The sequence below is a fragment of the Pseudomonas resinovorans NBRC 106553 genome (assembly GCF_000412695.1).
Lineage (GTDB): Bacteria > Pseudomonadota > Gammaproteobacteria > Pseudomonadales > Pseudomonadaceae > Metapseudomonas > Metapseudomonas resinovorans_A.
Genome location: NC_021499.1, coordinates 1,632,860 through 1,648,001 on the forward strand (window position 1 = coordinate 1,632,860; position 15,142 = coordinate 1,648,001).

Annotated in this window: 17 protein-coding genes, 1 tRNA gene and 1 pseudogene; 6 read left to right on the forward strand and 13 right to left on the reverse strand. The window is 63.0% G+C overall.

Going from position 1 to position 15,142, the window contains the following annotated elements; translation table 11 throughout:
- Nucleotides 1-186 precede the first annotated feature (186 nt).
- From PCA10_RS07535 to PCA10_RS07545, 3 genes are all read left to right on the forward strand, one after another.
- Nucleotides 187-672, forward strand: coding sequence for a GyrI-like domain-containing protein (locus PCA10_RS07535; protein ID WP_016491456.1), 486 nt, complete (start codon nt 187-189; stop codon nt 670-672).
- Nucleotides 673-770: 98 nt separating this feature from the next.
- The gene (locus PCA10_RS07540) at nt 771-1,508 is read left to right on the forward strand and encodes a substrate-binding periplasmic protein (protein ID WP_051148024.1); all 738 of its coding nucleotides are present in this window, start codon (nt 771-773) and stop codon (nt 1,506-1,508) included.
- A 427-nt stretch (nt 1,509-1,935) separates the two neighbouring features.
- Complete coding sequence (locus PCA10_RS07545) at nt 1,936-2,949, forward strand: AraC family transcriptional regulator (RefSeq protein WP_016491458.1); 1,014 nt, start codon at nt 1,936-1,938, stop codon at nt 2,947-2,949.
- Nucleotides 2,950-3,152: 203 nt separating this feature from the next.
- Here PCA10_RS07545 and PCA10_RS07550 read toward each other — a convergent pair whose 3' ends face one another.
- The 5 genes from PCA10_RS07550 to PCA10_RS07570 form a co-directional block, all read right to left on the reverse strand.
- Nucleotides 3,153-4,322 (reverse strand): FAD-dependent oxidoreductase, encoded by a 1,170-nt coding sequence (locus tag PCA10_RS07550; protein ID WP_016491459.1) that lies wholly within the window; start codon nt 4,320-4,322, stop codon nt 3,153-3,155.
- 23 nt (nt 4,323-4,345) lie between these two features.
- Nucleotides 4,346-5,140: an alpha/beta fold hydrolase gene (locus PCA10_RS07555; protein ID WP_016491460.1), complete on the reverse strand. Its 795-nt coding sequence runs from the start codon at nt 5,138-5,140 to the stop codon at nt 4,346-4,348.
- Between the two features lie 62 nt (nt 5,141-5,202).
- Entirely contained in the window at nt 5,203-6,528 is a 1,326-nt protein-coding gene (locus tag PCA10_RS07560) for an MFS transporter (protein ID WP_144276952.1), read from the reverse strand.
- On the reverse strand, nt 6,525-7,457 hold the full coding sequence (locus PCA10_RS07565) for a SphA family protein (protein ID WP_041770566.1): 933 nt from the start codon (nt 7,455-7,457) through the stop codon (nt 6,525-6,527). Before PCA10_RS07565 ends, PCA10_RS07560 begins: the two co-directional genes overlap by 4 nt.
- A 413-nt stretch (nt 7,458-7,870) precedes the next feature.
- A complete protein-coding gene (locus PCA10_RS07570; protein WP_016491463.1) occupies nt 7,871-8,185 on the reverse strand; it encodes a hypothetical protein in 315 nt (104 codons plus the stop codon).
- Between the two features lie 307 nt (nt 8,186-8,492).
- Between PCA10_RS07570 and PCA10_RS07575 the strand changes: the two genes are divergently transcribed.
- Complete coding sequence (locus PCA10_RS07575; protein ID WP_016491464.1) at nt 8,493-8,831, forward strand: DUF2388 domain-containing protein; 339 nt, start codon at nt 8,493-8,495, stop codon at nt 8,829-8,831.
- Here the strand turns inward: PCA10_RS07575 and PCA10_RS07580 are convergent.
- Both PCA10_RS07580 and PCA10_RS07585 read right to left on the reverse strand, forming a co-directional pair.
- Entirely contained in the window at nt 8,819-9,160 is a 342-nt protein-coding gene (locus tag PCA10_RS07580) for an SOS response-associated peptidase (protein ID WP_016491465.1), read from the reverse strand. The genes PCA10_RS07575 and PCA10_RS07580 overlap by 13 nt on opposite strands.
- Before the next feature lie 24 nt (nt 9,161-9,184).
- Nucleotides 9,185-9,439 (reverse strand): hypothetical protein, encoded by a 255-nt coding sequence (locus tag PCA10_RS07585; protein WP_016491466.1) that lies wholly within the window; start codon nt 9,437-9,439, stop codon nt 9,185-9,187.
- Between the two features lie 181 nt (nt 9,440-9,620).
- Between PCA10_RS07585 and PCA10_RS07590 the strand changes: the two are divergent.
- A pseudogene (locus PCA10_RS07590) lies at nt 9,621-10,424 on the forward strand (DNA adenine methylase).
- A 221-nt stretch (nt 10,425-10,645) separates the two neighbouring features.
- Nucleotides 10,646-11,563 (forward strand): hypothetical protein, encoded by a 918-nt coding sequence (locus PCA10_RS07595; protein WP_016491469.1) that lies wholly within the window; start codon nt 10,646-10,648, stop codon nt 11,561-11,563.
- Nucleotides 11,564-11,610: 47 nt separating this feature from the next.
- Here the strand turns inward: PCA10_RS07595 and PCA10_RS07600 are convergent, their stop codons facing one another.
- The 6 genes from PCA10_RS07600 to PCA10_RS07625 all read right to left on the reverse strand — a co-directional run bounded on the left by PCA10_RS07600 (nt 11,611) and on the right by PCA10_RS07625 (nt 15,138).
- On the reverse strand, nt 11,611-12,414 hold the full coding sequence (locus PCA10_RS07600) for a hypothetical protein (RefSeq protein WP_070104100.1): 804 nt from the start codon (nt 12,412-12,414) through the stop codon (nt 11,611-11,613).
- Nucleotides 12,414-12,605, reverse strand: a complete 192-nt coding sequence (locus tag PCA10_RS07605) for a hypothetical protein (RefSeq protein ID WP_016491471.1) — start codon at nt 12,603-12,605, stop codon at nt 12,414-12,416. The genes PCA10_RS07600 and PCA10_RS07605 overlap by 1 nt, the downstream gene beginning before the upstream one ends.
- A 178-nt stretch (nt 12,606-12,783) precedes the next feature.
- A tRNA-Gly gene (locus PCA10_RS07610) sits at nt 12,784-12,857 on the reverse strand.
- A gap of 97 nt (nt 12,858-12,954) precedes the next feature.
- Entirely contained in the window at nt 12,955-13,836 is an 882-nt protein-coding gene (locus tag PCA10_RS07615; RefSeq protein ID WP_016491472.1) for an alpha/beta fold hydrolase, read from the reverse strand.
- Between the two features lie 397 nt (nt 13,837-14,233).
- On the reverse strand, nt 14,234-14,926 hold the full coding sequence (locus PCA10_RS07620) for a pseudouridine synthase (RefSeq protein WP_016491473.1): 693 nt from the start codon (nt 14,924-14,926) through the stop codon (nt 14,234-14,236).
- Entirely contained in the window at nt 14,926-15,138 is a 213-nt protein-coding gene (locus PCA10_RS07625; RefSeq protein WP_016491474.1) for a cysteine-rich CWC family protein, read from the reverse strand. Before PCA10_RS07625 ends, PCA10_RS07620 begins: the two co-directional genes overlap by 1 nt.
- Between the last annotated feature and the right edge of the window lie 4 nt (nt 15,139-15,142).

Sequence of the window (15,142 nt, forward strand, 5' to 3'; positions counted from 1 at the left end):
GACTGCGACCGGTTTCCGGGCCCGCGCCGACGGCACAGGGTGGAAATATTTTGAAACATTATAGGTCGCGAAGGTTCCCCGAGAGGGTTGGGCGTTGCACCGGGATTGCCCCTGGCCCTTGCCACAAGAGCGGCGGCAGGTAACCGTGGCAACCTGGACAGCATCGAACCGAAGGAGACTATGACCATGCAACCAACCAGCACCTACCCATTATCCGAACCACGCTTCGAGCAGGGCGACGAGCTGTTGATCGCCGGGCTCGGCGAGCGTTTCAGCGCCGGCAAGACCCAGGGCATAGTCGACCTCTGGCAGCGCTTCGTGCCTTACATCGGTCGGGTGCCGGGGCAGCAGGGCCATGAGACCTTCGGTCTGTGCCACAGCCCGGACGGGGAGGGCGGATTCGAGTACCTCGCCGGCGTGCGGGTCAGCCGCACCGATGAGCTGCCCAGCGGTTTCACCCACCAACGGCTGCCGGCTCGGCGCTATCTGGTGTTTCGTCACCAGGGCCCTGTTAACAGCATCCATGAAACCTTCGCCGCGATCTTCCAGCGCTGGTTGCCGCAATCCGGACTGCAGGCGGCGGATGCACCGGAGTTCGAGTACTACAGCGCTGATTTCGACCCCGTGGCCGGCACCGGTTGGGTCGAGGTCTGGGTGCCGTTGAACGACTGATGGGGAAGACTGCCGGGGGCTGGCGAGCCTACACTTGGGCCTTTCCGCAAGGTCCCCGCCCATCGATGCCGATCCCGTTGGCCCAATACGCTTGCCGAGTGCCGTACCTGGTCGCGCTGTTGCTCATGGTTTTCTGGCCGCAGATCGGCCGCACCGCCGAACAGTTGGAGTACCGCGTCGGCGTGGAGCAGGTGGACTACTACCCGATCTTCTCCGCCGTGCCGCCGGACAACCAGTACCGTGGCTACGCCCGCGACCTGCTGGACCTGTTCGCCGCCCACGAGAAACTGCGCTTCACCTACGTGGCGCTGCCGGTGCGACGGCTGTTCCATGCCTACTGGGCCGGCCAGCTCGACCTGGTCTTCCCGGACAGCCCGCGCTGGGACGTGGCGCACAAGCCGAGCGGCATCACCTACTCGCAGCCGGTGCTGCAGTTCCAGGACGCCATGCTGGTGCTGCCGCAGCGCCGGGGCGAGCCGCGCGAGCGCTTCCAGCGGCTCGGTTTCGTCCGTGGCTTCACACCCTGGAAGTTCCAGGAGGAAATCGCCGCCGGGCAGGTGGTGATCAAGGAAGCGCCCAATCCCGAAGGGCTGATCCACATGGCCCTGTCCGGCTACATCGACGCCGCCAACATGGCGCGGCAGGTGGCGCGCTTTCACCTGAGGCACCAGGGCCGGGAAGGCGGCCTGGTGGTGGAGCCCTCCCTGCTGCCGCTGACCGACAGCTATTACCACCTCTCCAGCATTCGCCACCCGGAGCTGATACGCCGCTTCGACGCCTTCCTCCAGCGTGAGCGGCAGGCGGTGGAGGCGTTGAAGGCGAAGTACGAACTCTGAGCCCTCGGGTAACACCGGCAAGCCGCGTTGTAACGCCAGCCGGGGCTTTCGGGGGTTCCTGGGGGAAATCCCTCTTTCTGTCTATCCCTCGCGTCCGCCGGGTTTATCCAGCCGGTCCCGGATTGACGATGGGCTGTTTCCTTCAGTGGCAGTTGCCGCTGCCCACTGGTGTCCAACGTCCGGCTCCCGGCCGTCTCGCCTTGGTGCGACCGGCGGCCGGCCATGGGCCTGCCAATCCTGCGGGACGAGGTGCAACGCAGGCGGGGCGGCCCTCGGACCCACCTGAATGGCCACAAACTCCGCCATCGCTATCCCCGCTTTCCTGGTCCGTCTGCTGGCGCGTGCGCTGGCATGGCACTTGCTGCCAGGAGTCACCACGCGCCATCAGAGCGCGCATGACAAGAGCGAAATTGATGGGTGCCCTGTGATGATGAGCAAGCCTGAAGCGCATGTGAGCGATATCCGTGTGAAGCATTTCGACCTGGCCGGTGCCCAGGCCTGGATGGCGGATGTGTGTGGGCCCCATTGGCTGAAGGCCACGGCCCCGCAGCGGGTCCGTTTCCAGCACAACGGCAGTGTGTTGCGCTCGACGGCGACCACCCTGGGGTTCGTCGAATACGGCACCGATGTGACGGTAGGTGTCGGGGCGGAAGACGGGCTGGATTGCTACAGCCTGAGCCTGCCCCAGTCCGGCGAGCAGGAGGTGCTGGCCGGTGGGCGGGCGCTGAGTTCCGATCGCGACCGGGGGGTGATCCTGTCGCCCTACGGTGCCCAGGAACTGAACATCGGTGGCGACTGCCGCCAGTTGCATGTGGCGATTCCCCGGCAGGCCGTGGAACAGGGCCTGGAGGACCTGATCCAGAGGCGTATGGATGCGCCCCTTCTGTTCGAGCCGGTGATCGATGCCGTCAACGGCGCCTCCGGTTCCTGGTGGCGCATGGTCCGCCACCTCGCCGAAGACTTGCACCGCAGCCACGAGCTCTATGGCCAGGCCGGTTTCACCCGCGATCTGGAACATGCCCTGGTGAAGGGCCTGATCCTGGCCCAGCCGAACAACTACAGCGCCGAGCTGTTTGGCAGCCAGGAACTCAAGCTGCCGCACTTCCTGGTGCGGGCGAGGGAGTTCATCCATCGCCATGCCCGCGAGGATATCGGCCTGGCGGATATCGAGGAGGCTTCGGGGGTGTCCCGCTCCAAGCTGTTCGATAGCTTCAGTCGCTACCTCGGCCTGCCACCCATGGCCTACCTGAAGAAACACCGCCTGGCTGCGGTGCGCCAGCAGTTACTGGAGGACGGCAGTGCCCGCAACATCTCCGCTATCGCCATGGGCTGGGGCTTTACCCACCTGGGGCGCTTCTCCTGCGAGTACCGCAAGCTCTTCGACGAGTCGCCGAGCATGACGCTGCAACGGCAGCTGGCGCGGCGGGGCAGGGCGCACTGAGGGGGTAGCGCAGCGCCGGCGTCCCTTGGTAACGCCAAGGGGCGCCGTTCGATCGGGGGGAAACAAGACCCTGGGGTCATGGCCCGGATGGCGGTCGGAAGGTCACGACTTCCGGTTGTCATCCAGGCCATGACGGGTGGCGAGGTGCGTACCGGACAGACCCGTGAAGCCCGCCACGTACCTCGTCGCACCCTGGCCCAGGTTCAGTTGGCCGCCAGGCGCACCGGTTGCCCCGGACGTTGCGTGCCGGTGGGCTGGCTCTGGGCGGCGCGGAGTATCTGGCTGCGTACCCAGGGATCGGCCATGCCGTGGTGGATGATGCGGCTGCGCGCATCGTCCGGCAGCACCGACACTTCGCCGTACAGGCATGACCAGCGCTGGCAGTGCTCGGCCAGCTCCCGCTCATGGGCTTCCCAGGCCTGCAGGCGTTCGGGGATGTCGCGGCGGTCCTCCAGGTCTTCGAGGAAGGTGGCCAGGGCCAGCCCGCTCTGCATCGCCATGCCACCACCCTGGCCGAGGTTCGGCGGTTGGGCGTGGGCGGCGTCGCCGATCAGCGCGGTGCGTCCGGCGGACCAGGCTTTCACCTTGACGATGCTGTAGGGCGCCCAGGGCAGCAGGGTATCGACGCGCTCGATCAGGTGCGCCCAGTGGGGGAAGGAGGCAATCCAGGCGGCCTTGTCCAGGGGGCTGGCCTTGCCCGCCAGGTCGTCCTTCTGGCAGGTGAAGGCCAGGTAGATCTCGTGGCGGTTGAGGGGGGTGATCAGCAGCCGGCGCGACCCGCTCCAGAGCTCGATGTACTTGCCCTGGCCATCGAAGCCGAGGTCTTCCTGGGTGCCGGGAATAATGGCGCGCAGGGCGCCTTCATCGGTCTGCTGGTGGAAGAGTTCGAGGCCGAGGGCGCGGCGCACGGCCGACCACACGCCGTCGGCGCCAATGGCCAGGTCCGCCTGCGCGCTGCGGGCACCGGCGAAGTGCAGGTCGCCGGCGGCACCGGCGCCTATCACCTCGGCGCCGGTGCGGATCTCCACCCCGGCGCGCAACGCCGCGTCGCGCAGGCCGTTGAGCAGGTCCTTGCGCGCCACCGTCACCAGGCGCACCGAAGGCGGGAAGTCGCCCGGGTCGATGACCTGGTTGTTGCGGTCCCGTTGTTCCATGGCGCGGCCGTGGAAGGAATCCCGGGAAACCACCTGCGCACCGATGGCATCGAGGATGCGCAGGCCGTTCTCCCAGATATAGATGCCGGACCCGGAGGCCCGCAGTTCGTGCTGGCGTTCGTACACGGTCACCGACCAGCCGCGTTGGGCCAGCGCGGTTGCCGCCGTCAGGCCGCCGAAACCGCCGCCGGCGATGATCGCCTTGAAAGCGTTGGACATGGAGTGCTCCTGGTATCGGTCAGTCAGCTCTGGAAGAACTCGCGGATGGCGCGGGCCACGGCCACGGGGTTTTCCAGACTCGGGAAGTGGGTGTTGCCGGGGATGTGGTGCGGGTCGAACCAGCCGTGGTCGGCGGCAAAATTCAGCTGCATTCGGCGATAGTCCTCGGACAGCGGCTGGGAATAGATATGGCGCACCTGCGGCTTGTCGGCGATGGCGGCCATGCGCTCCAGGGGGCTGCCCCAGCGGCGGTAGTTGGCTTCGATCTCGCGGCAGGCGCGGCGCCACATCGCGCCGTCGAACCAGGGCATCTCCCGTTGCAGGTGGTTGAGCACGTCGGCGTTGTCGGTGGTGGCCGCCCACTCGTCGAAGAAACTCTGGCGCCCGGCCGCGTAGCCGGTGGGGTGCTGCCCCTCGGACAGCTGTTGCCAGAAGCCGGGGTGCGGCTGCATCAGCCAGTCGATCACCACGGTCCTGGGCAGGTGCCCTGTGCCCAGGCGCTCGCAGACCTCGATGTTCACCCAGCAGCCATGGGAGGTGGAGACCAGGCGCACGTCCGTGAGCTGCTTGGCGTCGATGAAGGCCAGCAGGTCGTCGGCGAGGTCATTCGAGCCGAAGTCCCCGTTCAGGGTCTGCTGGGGATCGTGGCCGCGCCAGTCGGGGCAGATCACATGGAAGTCGCGGGCCAGCTCCGGGGCCAGGGTCTTGAACAGGCGCTGGTCCTGGCACCAGCCGCTGAGCAGCAGCAGCGTTGGCGCCTGCGGGTCACCGTATTCGCTGTAGGTCATCAGCACACCGTTCAGGTCGACGGATTGCATGGGGTACTCCTTATGCATCGTTGCGGGTTGGGGCCGGGCCAGGGGCCCGGCGATGATTCGGCTCAGGCGCCGGAGCGCTCGGGCGTGAAGCGGGGTTGCAGGCTGCCGGCGCGTTCGTCGCTGCACAGCAGCAGCGCCAGGAGGATCACCAGCTGCACGGCGACGAAGGTGCCGAAGGCGGCCACGAAGGAACCGGTCGACTGGATCACCGCGCCCAGCAGCGCCGGGGCGACGAAGGTGGAGGAGATACCGACCATTTCCGCGTAGCCGATGGCGCTGCCACCGAGGCGTTCGCCGTACTTCTCGCTGATCAGGGCGAAGATCGCGCCGCCGCTGAACACCACCACGCCGCTGAACGCCGCCACCAGCAGGAGGCCGCCGTGGGGCAGGCCGTACTTCACCGTGAGCAGCAGGGAGAGGCCGGAGAGCAGGGACAGCGCGGCACCGATCTTCAGCATCAGCACCCGGCGGCGCAGCAGGTCGCTGATGTGTCCGCCGATGAGCAGCAGCACTACCTGGGACAGCCCCATCAGCGTGCCGACGGTGGCGGCGGTATGGGCCTCGATGCCCTGGGTCTGGATCAGCGCCGGCACCACCCAGGTGGCGGTGGCCGAGACGGCGAACATGTCGCCGAAGATGGCCAGCGCGGCGATGTAGAACCAGCGCGACTGGAAGATGGTCCAGAGGCTCGGCATGGCGCCGCCGCCCAGCACTTCGTCGTCCCAGCTGAAGCGCGGCAGGCCCACCGCCGTGCGCTCGTTCTTCACCAGCAGCAGGCCGAGCAGGGCCACCACCAGGGTGCTGATTGCCAGGACCATGAAGAAGCCTCGCCAGCCGATGGCCTCGGCCAGGGGGATGCCCAGGGCGAAGTCCAGGGTGATGGCCAGGCTGAAGGCCGCGAGCAGGGCGCTGAGGGCGCGGCCCCGCTGTGCCGGCGGGAACCAGACGATGATCAGCCGGGCTGCGCCGATCCACACCGCGGCATCGAAGAAGCCCACCGCCAGGCGGGTGGCCACCAGCGCCTCGTAGCTCTGCGCCTGGGTCTGCACCAGCATCGACAGGCCTACGCCCACCAGGCCGGCGCAGTACAGGACGCGGGTCGACAGCCGCTGGCCCAGCGCACCCCAGAAGATCATCCCGAGGGCGTAGGTGATGGAGAACGAGCCCTGCACCATGCCGACCTGGAAGGGCGACAGCGCAAGGTCCGCGGCGACGAACTGGCTGACGGCGGCGAAGCCGTACCAGTCCCCGGCGAGGAACAGCTGGGCGGCGATGCCCATCGCCAGGCTGATGGTCTTCCAGCGGCCGAGGCGGGCGCTGTCGGCGGCGGACAACGACGAACACTTGAGGGAGGCGGGCTCCCGCGAATCGAAAATGGCGGAGGTCATAGTTTGTGTACCCAGCGCAGGTTGAAACGATTGCCTTCGGGGCGGTTGCGGCTTTCGCTTTCGAAGTAGAGGTTGGCCATCAGGCTGTCTTGGCGGGAAAAGGCGAACAGCGCCCCCGGGCCGATGGCGAAGACCTTCTCGCGACGGCCGGAGACTTCGTGGCCATCGATGCGTGAGTCGGTGATCTGGTTCAGCCAGTAGCCGTTGACGCCGGCCTGGAACCTCGGCGTGAAGGCGTAGAGCAGGTTGAAGTTGGCATGCACCGCCTGCCCGGCCTGGACATCGCTGACATCGGGCCCGTAGGTGGCGGGGGAGGGATCGGTGTTCTTGGCGTTCCACAGGTAGTGCAGGCGCCAGGACAGGGTGGTCTTCGGGGTGGCCCAGAAGGTGCCGGCCCAGTAGGGGTTCACCGACCAGAAGTTGGACCCCGGGTTGATCGCCGTGTCGCGGTCGTAGCGGCCCACCGGGGCCACCAGGTCCAGTTCCAGGCGATGGGCGAAGCGCGGTCCCTGGTCCCCCATGATCGGGCGGAACTGCAGGTAGAAGCCGAAGTTGAGGTCGGCGACGCCCGCCTGGCCGTCGAGCGCGGCGTTGTTCATGCCGTCGTCCACGTCCAGTCGCGTGACGATCGGCAGCAGGGCGCTGAAGCCCCAGTCACTGTCCAGTGGTCCGCCGATGCCCTGGTAGATCAGTTGCAGCGTGGCGGTGTCCACCGTCACTTCCGACCTGGGCAGGGCGATGCGCTCGCCATCATTGTCGGTGAGCTTGCGGCCGTCGTAGTGGTTGAGGAACAGCGAGCCGTACCAACCCGGACCGCCGGGCAATGGCGCGCCATCGTAGAAGGTGGTGGAACCGAGGTTGACCGCCGGCAGGTCCGTGGCCTGGGCTGGCGAGCTCAGCGCCAGGCAGCCGATCAACGCCGTGCTCATGCCGGCGCCGAAGTTGATGGACCCGCTGCGGGGCGGATGGGTTTTCTTCACCTGCGACACTCCTGTTGTTGTGCGGATCGGGTGATCCGTTTGGGCTCGGGCAGTGGAAGGGAAAAGCGCGTGGGTGCTTGCGGCACCCTGTGTTTCTGCGTTGTGGGGAAATGGTGCGGCGGGCGGGGGTGGCGGCTCTATCCCGCTTCTCGAGCGTCGTTATCCGCTGAGTCCCGGCTTGGGTGGCGGGGCAGGAGTGGGCTGGACGGGCGGTGCAGTGGTCAGCGGGCAGGCGCCGTTCTGCCAGGGCGGGCTGTGGGCCACCCTGGCAGGGCGAACAAGCGGTGGAGGGAAATCAGTGGGCGGGCAGGGGCCACCGAAGGTGCGGGGAGAAACGCGTCACTGGATGGGACGCCTGGCGCTCAGTTGGTCGCGCTATTGGCCTGGTGCTCCGGTGAGGCCACCTGGGGCAGCGGCTGCTGCTCCCGGATGCAGAACAGCACCATGTGGAAATCGTTGCGCCATTCCGACTCGCAGCGGCTGCGAATGGGCCCGCTGTAGTGCGTCACCATCTCGGCGGCCTGGTGCTGTTCTTCGAGGCAGTAGGCCCGCATGGCATCGCCGCTCCACTTCTCATGGCAATGGGCCTGGATGGCGGAATCAGCGGCATGGGTAACAGGCAGGACGCCGCTCGCAAGCATCGCGACCGCGGCGATCAGACGGAATGAGTACGGCATGAGTACACTCGCTCTCCACGTTGGATGACGGCCCTCCTGGCCAGCGAAATACTGGATGCATCGGTTGAAAAGCCTGTGCGTGGGGCGAGCGGACTCGAGGCAGGCGCTGCTGGCCCGCACAGTGGTGGTGCAGTCTAGTACAGGGTGGCGCACAGGGAGGGCAAAGCGCTGTCGCCGCAGAGACAGTCCCGGATCAGCGGCAATGTCGCGGCGGTCGCGCCAGGCGGGCAGGGCGATTTAGCGAGGAGGTCCGGAACTCGTTTCAGCGGCCGCAATCTGAGGGAAACGCAAACCCAAAGGAGTCACCATGCGTTTCCGCACTACCGCTGCAACCCTCGCGCTCATCGCTATCCCCTTCACCTCCGCCATGGCCAAGCACGACCACCACGACGACGACGGCGACCTGCTGCGCGGTCTCCTCTCCACCGGCGCCACCAGCGCCTCCACCTACCTCACCAGTGGCGGCGACCACAAACTCGTTGGCCCGGTGTCGGACGACGCCAGCACCTTCATCGCCAGCGACGGCGCCATTCGCGGCCCCTACCTCGAAGCGGAGCTGCAGCGGATCCGCAGCGAGAATCCCGGCCTGAGCGAGAGCAGTGATCTGGAACTGGCCGGGGCAATTCTGAGCGCTCAGGCGAAGTGATCGGCGTCGACGCCTGCGGCTTGGCCGTGGGCGGGCATGATGCAGCGGTGGGTGCGCAGGCTCTGGCGCCACATGGGCTTCTGCGCCGCCTCTTCGCTGCGGGCATTGAAGGAGAGGGTGGGCGGCTTGTCCTGCTTCCACCAGAAGGGGATCAGTCCCCAGCGCGCGGCCGCCAGTTCCAGCTCGCCCTGGGCGTCCTGGCGGATCATAGGCACCTGGGTTGTGGGGGCGACGTTGAAGCTCTGGATCCACCGGCCGGAGTTCCGGGCGCCGATGTGCCAGAAGTCCTCGATCGCCCGGTCAGATGGGGTGACGTAGCGTCCGCACATGGTTATCCCTCCTTTCCTGTGAGGTTAGTACCGCTGGGCAGGGTGTTGTTCCTCGTCCTTGCGTGCAGGGCCGTCGTCTCTACCGATGCCTCGATAGTCAGGCCGGTACTCCGAGAATTTCTTGCGCAGGAAAAGCCGGGCACCTTCGGTGCCCAGTTCGGCCACTAGGAACCTGAGGCCGAAGCTGGCCAGGTCCTCGGCGGTGGTGGGTGTGAGTACAAAGTCGTGCTCTCGACTCTTCACCAGGATCAGGGACTGGAGGCTTACATATCGACGCATGATGCTCTCCTGATCTTTCAAGATGAATCACAAATGAGAGCGACTGGCCAAGGTGTTCCACCACCCCGGCCAGCCGCTGAACCGCAGACCGTACCTGCAAGCCCAGCCAAGGCTCCCGCCTCGTGCACGAAGCGCGGCGAGTCTAACAACTGGATATTCATACAGCAAAGGCTTGCACAAAATGACCAATCCAATCGTTCCCTGGATGGGCGGTAAGCGCCGCCTGGCCGACCGCCTTATCCCGCTGTTCCCGCCCCTTGAGTGCTATGTCGAGGTGTTTGCCGGCGGCGCTGCGCTCTTCTTTCTTCGCCCGATGCCGGCACCCACAGAGGTGCTGAACGACATCAACGGTGACCTGGTGTGTCTCTACCGGGTGGTGCAAAACCACCTCGAGGAGTTCGTCCGCCAGTTCAAGTGGGCTCTATCCAGCCGGCAGATCTTCGAGTGGCAGAAGATGACCCGACCCGAGACCCTGACCGATATCCAGCGCGCCGCGCGCTTCTTCTACCTGCAGCATCATGCCTTCGGCGGCAAGGTCTCTGGGCAGACGTTCGGCACGGCCACCACTGCGCCGGCAATCAACCTGCTGCGGATCGAGGAGAACCTCTCCGCGGCCTGGCAACGGCTGTCCGGCACCTACGTCGAAAACCTGCCCTGGCTGGAGTGCGCCGAGCGCTATGACCGGCCGCACACTTTCCACTACATGGACCCGCCGTACTGACAGACCGAGGGCTACGGGGTGGACTTCCCCTTCGAGAACTATGAGCGGATGGCCGATTTCATGCGGCGCTGTAAGGGGAGGGTAATGGTTAGCATCAATGACCACCCCGATATTCGGCAGGTGTTCGAGGGCTTTCATACGCAACGGTTGGACATCCGTTACAGCACCACCAATCAGCGGCAAGGGCAGGCTGAGGTGACAGGGGAACTGTTGATTTCGAACTGGGAGCCAGCAGCACTGGGTGACCTGCTTTCGGGTGCCTAAAGCGTGGCGTCGTGCTGTTACCGCTCCATTTCCTGGGTGCCGGGAGCGAGGATCATCCCGTCCGGGTATAGGCCAAGAATTTCGACGTAGCGGTCGGGCGGTACTGGGGACACCTGCAGATAGGGCGTGTCCTCTTTGTAGCCCGATAAAGAGCATGTCAAGGAGTGCTGGCGAAGTGATACCTTCGGCCTTGGCGTTGTTGCCGTACAAGGACGGACATCATGATTGAAGGTAATAGCCTGAGAAGCATCACCAAGATTGTGGCGGAGGCGCGCGGAGCGAGAGAGGTCAGCTTTATTTTTCCGCGAGGACAGGTATCTCTGGAGAGGCAGGAGCAGCTTGGGCTGAATCGGCTGGATAGGGTTGGTGATTCAATTGTACCGAGCATCATTGGTAAATTTTCAGAATATAACTCCCGAGGGAAGGAGGTTGTTCGGAGGGATCTACCGTTAGTAAAAAAGTCCGTCCCTAGCTATAGGACCTGGAAAGATTGGCATGGACAGGAACACTCTGGCGTTCAGCATCGGACAATGGATGTATACCAGAGGGACTATGTACCGGCTCCAGATGAAGTGTTTATCCTGGCGGAATATATTCAAGAGGGCTGCTTCTCAACAAGGAGAATAAATCTTCTTGACGAAGATGAGGGCCGGATTCTGCATCTCGCCAACCTGATGCTGGAAGCATTTGGGAGCTTTGAAATATACGATCATGCTGCTCTGCAGGTTGCAGCGGTCCCCTTGAGGCGGCTTCAATGGGAAGTACTACCGCCTGGGAAATACCCTTGGAAAGTAACAAAGGATGTTATTGGTCCCTATCTGAATCGACTTGACCAGTCTGATAGGGGAGTCATTGAAGAGCGCATGCGACTGCTTGCCCAGTATGAGCCTGATTTTTTGGCTACCGGACGCGGTGGGTACTCAGGGTATTTTGTATATGGATTTGAGTCTAGAAAGATCTATGCCTTGGAAAGTGTGCATCTAAATAATGCAACTTACGTATTTGGGGATGATTGGGAGGAGCTTTCTTCCCTCACCAAGGATCAGATTATTAATGGGGATGTGTACCACCAGCGAATTGTGCATGACAAGAAATGGCATTGGGCAATTCGTAATCTAATGGCTATGGCGCTTCCCTGAAGCTTGAATAGAAGAAAAGAGCCCGACCATGTTGGGCTCTTTTTTGATCAGCTGTGGGTGGTAGGCTGGTCGGTGGCCGCAGGGAGAGGAGAGGGTTTTGAAGCCTTGAATTTTTCGTAGACCTCAAAATCAAACTTAGTCGCAGAGATAATTTCATCCTGACGAAGGATGAGGGTGACGTCAGCTCCTGCCTCTTTGTACTGAGTAGTAAAGGTGACAGTCAAATTGTCTTTGTCCCGATAGCCACTCATTACTGGCTTTATGGATATTTCTTGGTCGGCACCTTGAGTTTCGTTGGGCTCGCCCATCGTTGATATAACTCCGACATACACCTTTCGGTCATCCATGTGGAGCATGACCAAGTCTCCGCTCAATGCGGACTTGAATAGGAAGGCATCTAGTGGGCTATCGTTAAAGATGGTAGCCATAACCATCAACTTCACTTGGCCTGCGTCCTTCGCTCCGAGGCGCCACATGTAGTAAAGGCGTCTGGTCAGGTAGCCCCAGATATGTGGGATCGGATAGAAGGCAAGGAGGATCGACCAAGAAATGATAGCTGCGCTGACGGCCCTTTTCTTGCTAACTACCCCTACTGCCAATAAGTGATTGGCAGTCCAGTCGAAGAAGTTGATATTCTTAAGATCGAAACAGAGGACCTTGTAGTTTTCCAAGAGATGGTACAAGGCTACGCAAATTAAGAAGCCAAAAACTAAGCTGTAGACGCCAAGTCTCACGCATTGAATATAAAAGTATTGGCCGTCTTGACGGTGGATCTTATAGAAGTAAAGAGGGTGGTGGTGCAGCACTAAAAAGCCACTGACTAGCAGTGGCAGAATAAGCAAAATACCCATCAGCGTTTTACGATAGAGGCGGCCCGTTCAAGAGCTTTCTTGAACTCAGGAGAGTCAAAAATTGTCTCCGGCTCGATCACGACAGTGCCGCGACCTACCACGTCGATGGCTTGGGTTTCGCGGATGTGGTCGAAGAGCTTGGAGAGTTCGTTTTCCTCTTTGGACTTCGACTTGAGCAATTGAAGGAACATGTGACCTCCTTGGTCAATTGCAAGCCCGCGTGGCTGCGTCTTGAGGATAGCCTGTAAAGCGGGATCAAGGTGCAAAGCTTTGGTCAAAGCACTGCGTTTTTCACGCCCTAACTGTCACCAAAACTGTCACCGAAGAAAGCGCTAATTTCGCCTTCAGGGCTGGATGGCCCAAGAATTCTGGAGCGGGCGAAGGGAATCGAACCCTCGTCATGAGCTTGGGAAGCTCAGGTAATGCCATTATACGACGCCCGCGAAGGGTGCTCTTTTTACCAGAAGCGGCGGGCGAGGTGAAGCCCAGGGCAGTCACAAGTTACTGAAAATACTTGCACCTGCCCGGGCGGCCACGCGTTCAAACGGCAATTGCCTGGTAATCGGCGACCTGCGGGCGAGCGATGCCCTTGGTTGCCTGGGTCTTGAGGAAGCCCAGCATCGCTTGCTGGGTCTGCATCCAGCCGGCCTTGTGTTCGACGTCGACGAAGTGACCGGCGTTGTCGATGGTGGCGAACTGGCAATCGCGTGCGTGCTTGGCGAAGTGGCGGGCGTCCTCGGCGGAGGTGTACTCGTCACGGTCGCCGTTGATGAACAGCAACGGGATGTCGACGTTGGCCAGGCAATCCACGTAGCAGCGCGAGTCCATGTTCAGCACCTGGCGGACGTGGAAGTGCATCTGCAGGTACTCGTGCTCGTCGAGGCTGCTGCAGTGCTTGTGGTTGAAGCGCTGGTACAGGCTCGGCAGGTACTTGCCGATGGTGCCGTTCACCAGGTTGCCCACGGCGTCGCGGTCGACGGCCGAGAGGCAGTCCATGCCACGGGTCAGGTAGTCCATCATCGGTTCATTGAGGATGGGCGAGAAGGAGGTGATGACGGCCTTCTTGATCCGCGCCGGGCATTGGGCCAGGGCGAGCAGGGCGGAGACGCTGCCCCAGGAGAAGGACATCAGGTAGTCCACCCGGAAGTGCTCGATCAGGTGGAGGAGGATGTCGGCCTCGGTCTCCTTGCTGATGAAGCGGCTGTTGTCGTTATGCGCCTTGGACTGGCCGGCATAGGGCTCGTCGAAGAGCACCACGTTGAAGTGCGGTTGCAGGTATTTCACTGTCTGCGCGAACGAGGCGGTCGTCGACAAGGAGCCGTTGACCAGGATGATGGTCTCCCTGGCTTCCGGGTTGCCGTAAAACTCCGTGTGAACCTTGTACTGGCTGTGAATCTCGACGATGGCGGTTTCCGGCCTCATGTCGTTTCCTCCTGGCGCAGATGGGTCATGCGAGCCCTCTGAACGGCATGGCTCGCTGTAAGTCTTGGCAGTAGGAAAGCGCCTTTCGATGACAATCCAATGTCAGGCGAGATTTTTTAAAATTCTTTATATTTCAAGCGGTTAGTTCGAGAAAAGACGGCGGGGTCCGACGCTGTTCAAGGCGTCGGATCGGGTCTTCTAACCAGGCAGGGAACTTACGAGTGCAAAGCACAGGGGACCGCAGGAACGCTTAGATGGTCTGCGTGACTCTTTGGTCACGCTTTGACCTTGTGTCCGATTTAAGCGGGGCCTCATTACCGCTGCAAGCTTATTGAAAGGGAAAATTCTTGCAGTTCGTCGGGTTATTCGATTCCGATGTGACTTGCAGAGGTTCTAGCTAAAAGCAGGCCACTTCCGCCTCGGTGAGTGACCGGTAGTCGCCTGGCGTCATGTGCGGGTCCAGCTTCAGTGGGCCGATGCTTTCGCGGTGCAGGCGCACCACGCGATTGCGGAAGTGGCCGAACATGCGCTTGACCTGGTGGTAGCGGCCCTCGTGCAGGGTCAGGCGGGCGCTGTGGGTATCGAGGATTTCCAGCTGTGCGGGGAGGGTGGTGAGGTCCTCGAAGGCGAAATAGAGCCCTCGGGCGAAGGTTTCGACGTACTCGGTGCCGATCGGTTGTTCGGTTTCCACGTGGTAGACCTTCGGCTGCTTGCTGCCGGGCAGGGTCAGCCGGCGTGACCAGTGCCCGTCGTTGGTGATCAGCAGCAGGCCGGTGGTGGTCAGGTCCAGGCGTCCGCCCAGGTGCAGCTCGTGCTTGTCGGGCTCGTCCAGCAGGTCGAGCACCGTGGGGTGCTCCGGGTGCTCGGTGGCGCTGACGTGGCTGGAAGGCTTGTAGAGCATGAAGTAGCGCGCCGGCTTGCCGGCCTGGAGCAGGCGCTCGTCCAGTTCCACGCGGTGGAATTCGCGGATCTCGAAGCGACCGTCGAGTACGGGGCGGCCATCCACCCGAATCCGACCGGCGGCCAGCAGCAGGCGCGCGTCGAGGCGGCTGAAGTCGGGGAAATTGCTCAGAAATCGATCAAGGCGCATCAGGTTGGTGCATCGCTGGGCAGCGCCTGGGCGCAGCGGGGGCAGAGGCAGGCACGGTCGATGGCCGGCGGGGGGACGCGTTGCAGCGCGGCCGGGTCGACCTTCGTCGTGAAGCACCAGCACGCTTCCCCGGCACGGGTCGGGTCGGCCTGGCTGCACTGGTTGCTCTGGCCGCAGAGCGGGCAGCGGGTGGGATCGACGGGAGCGCTCATGATC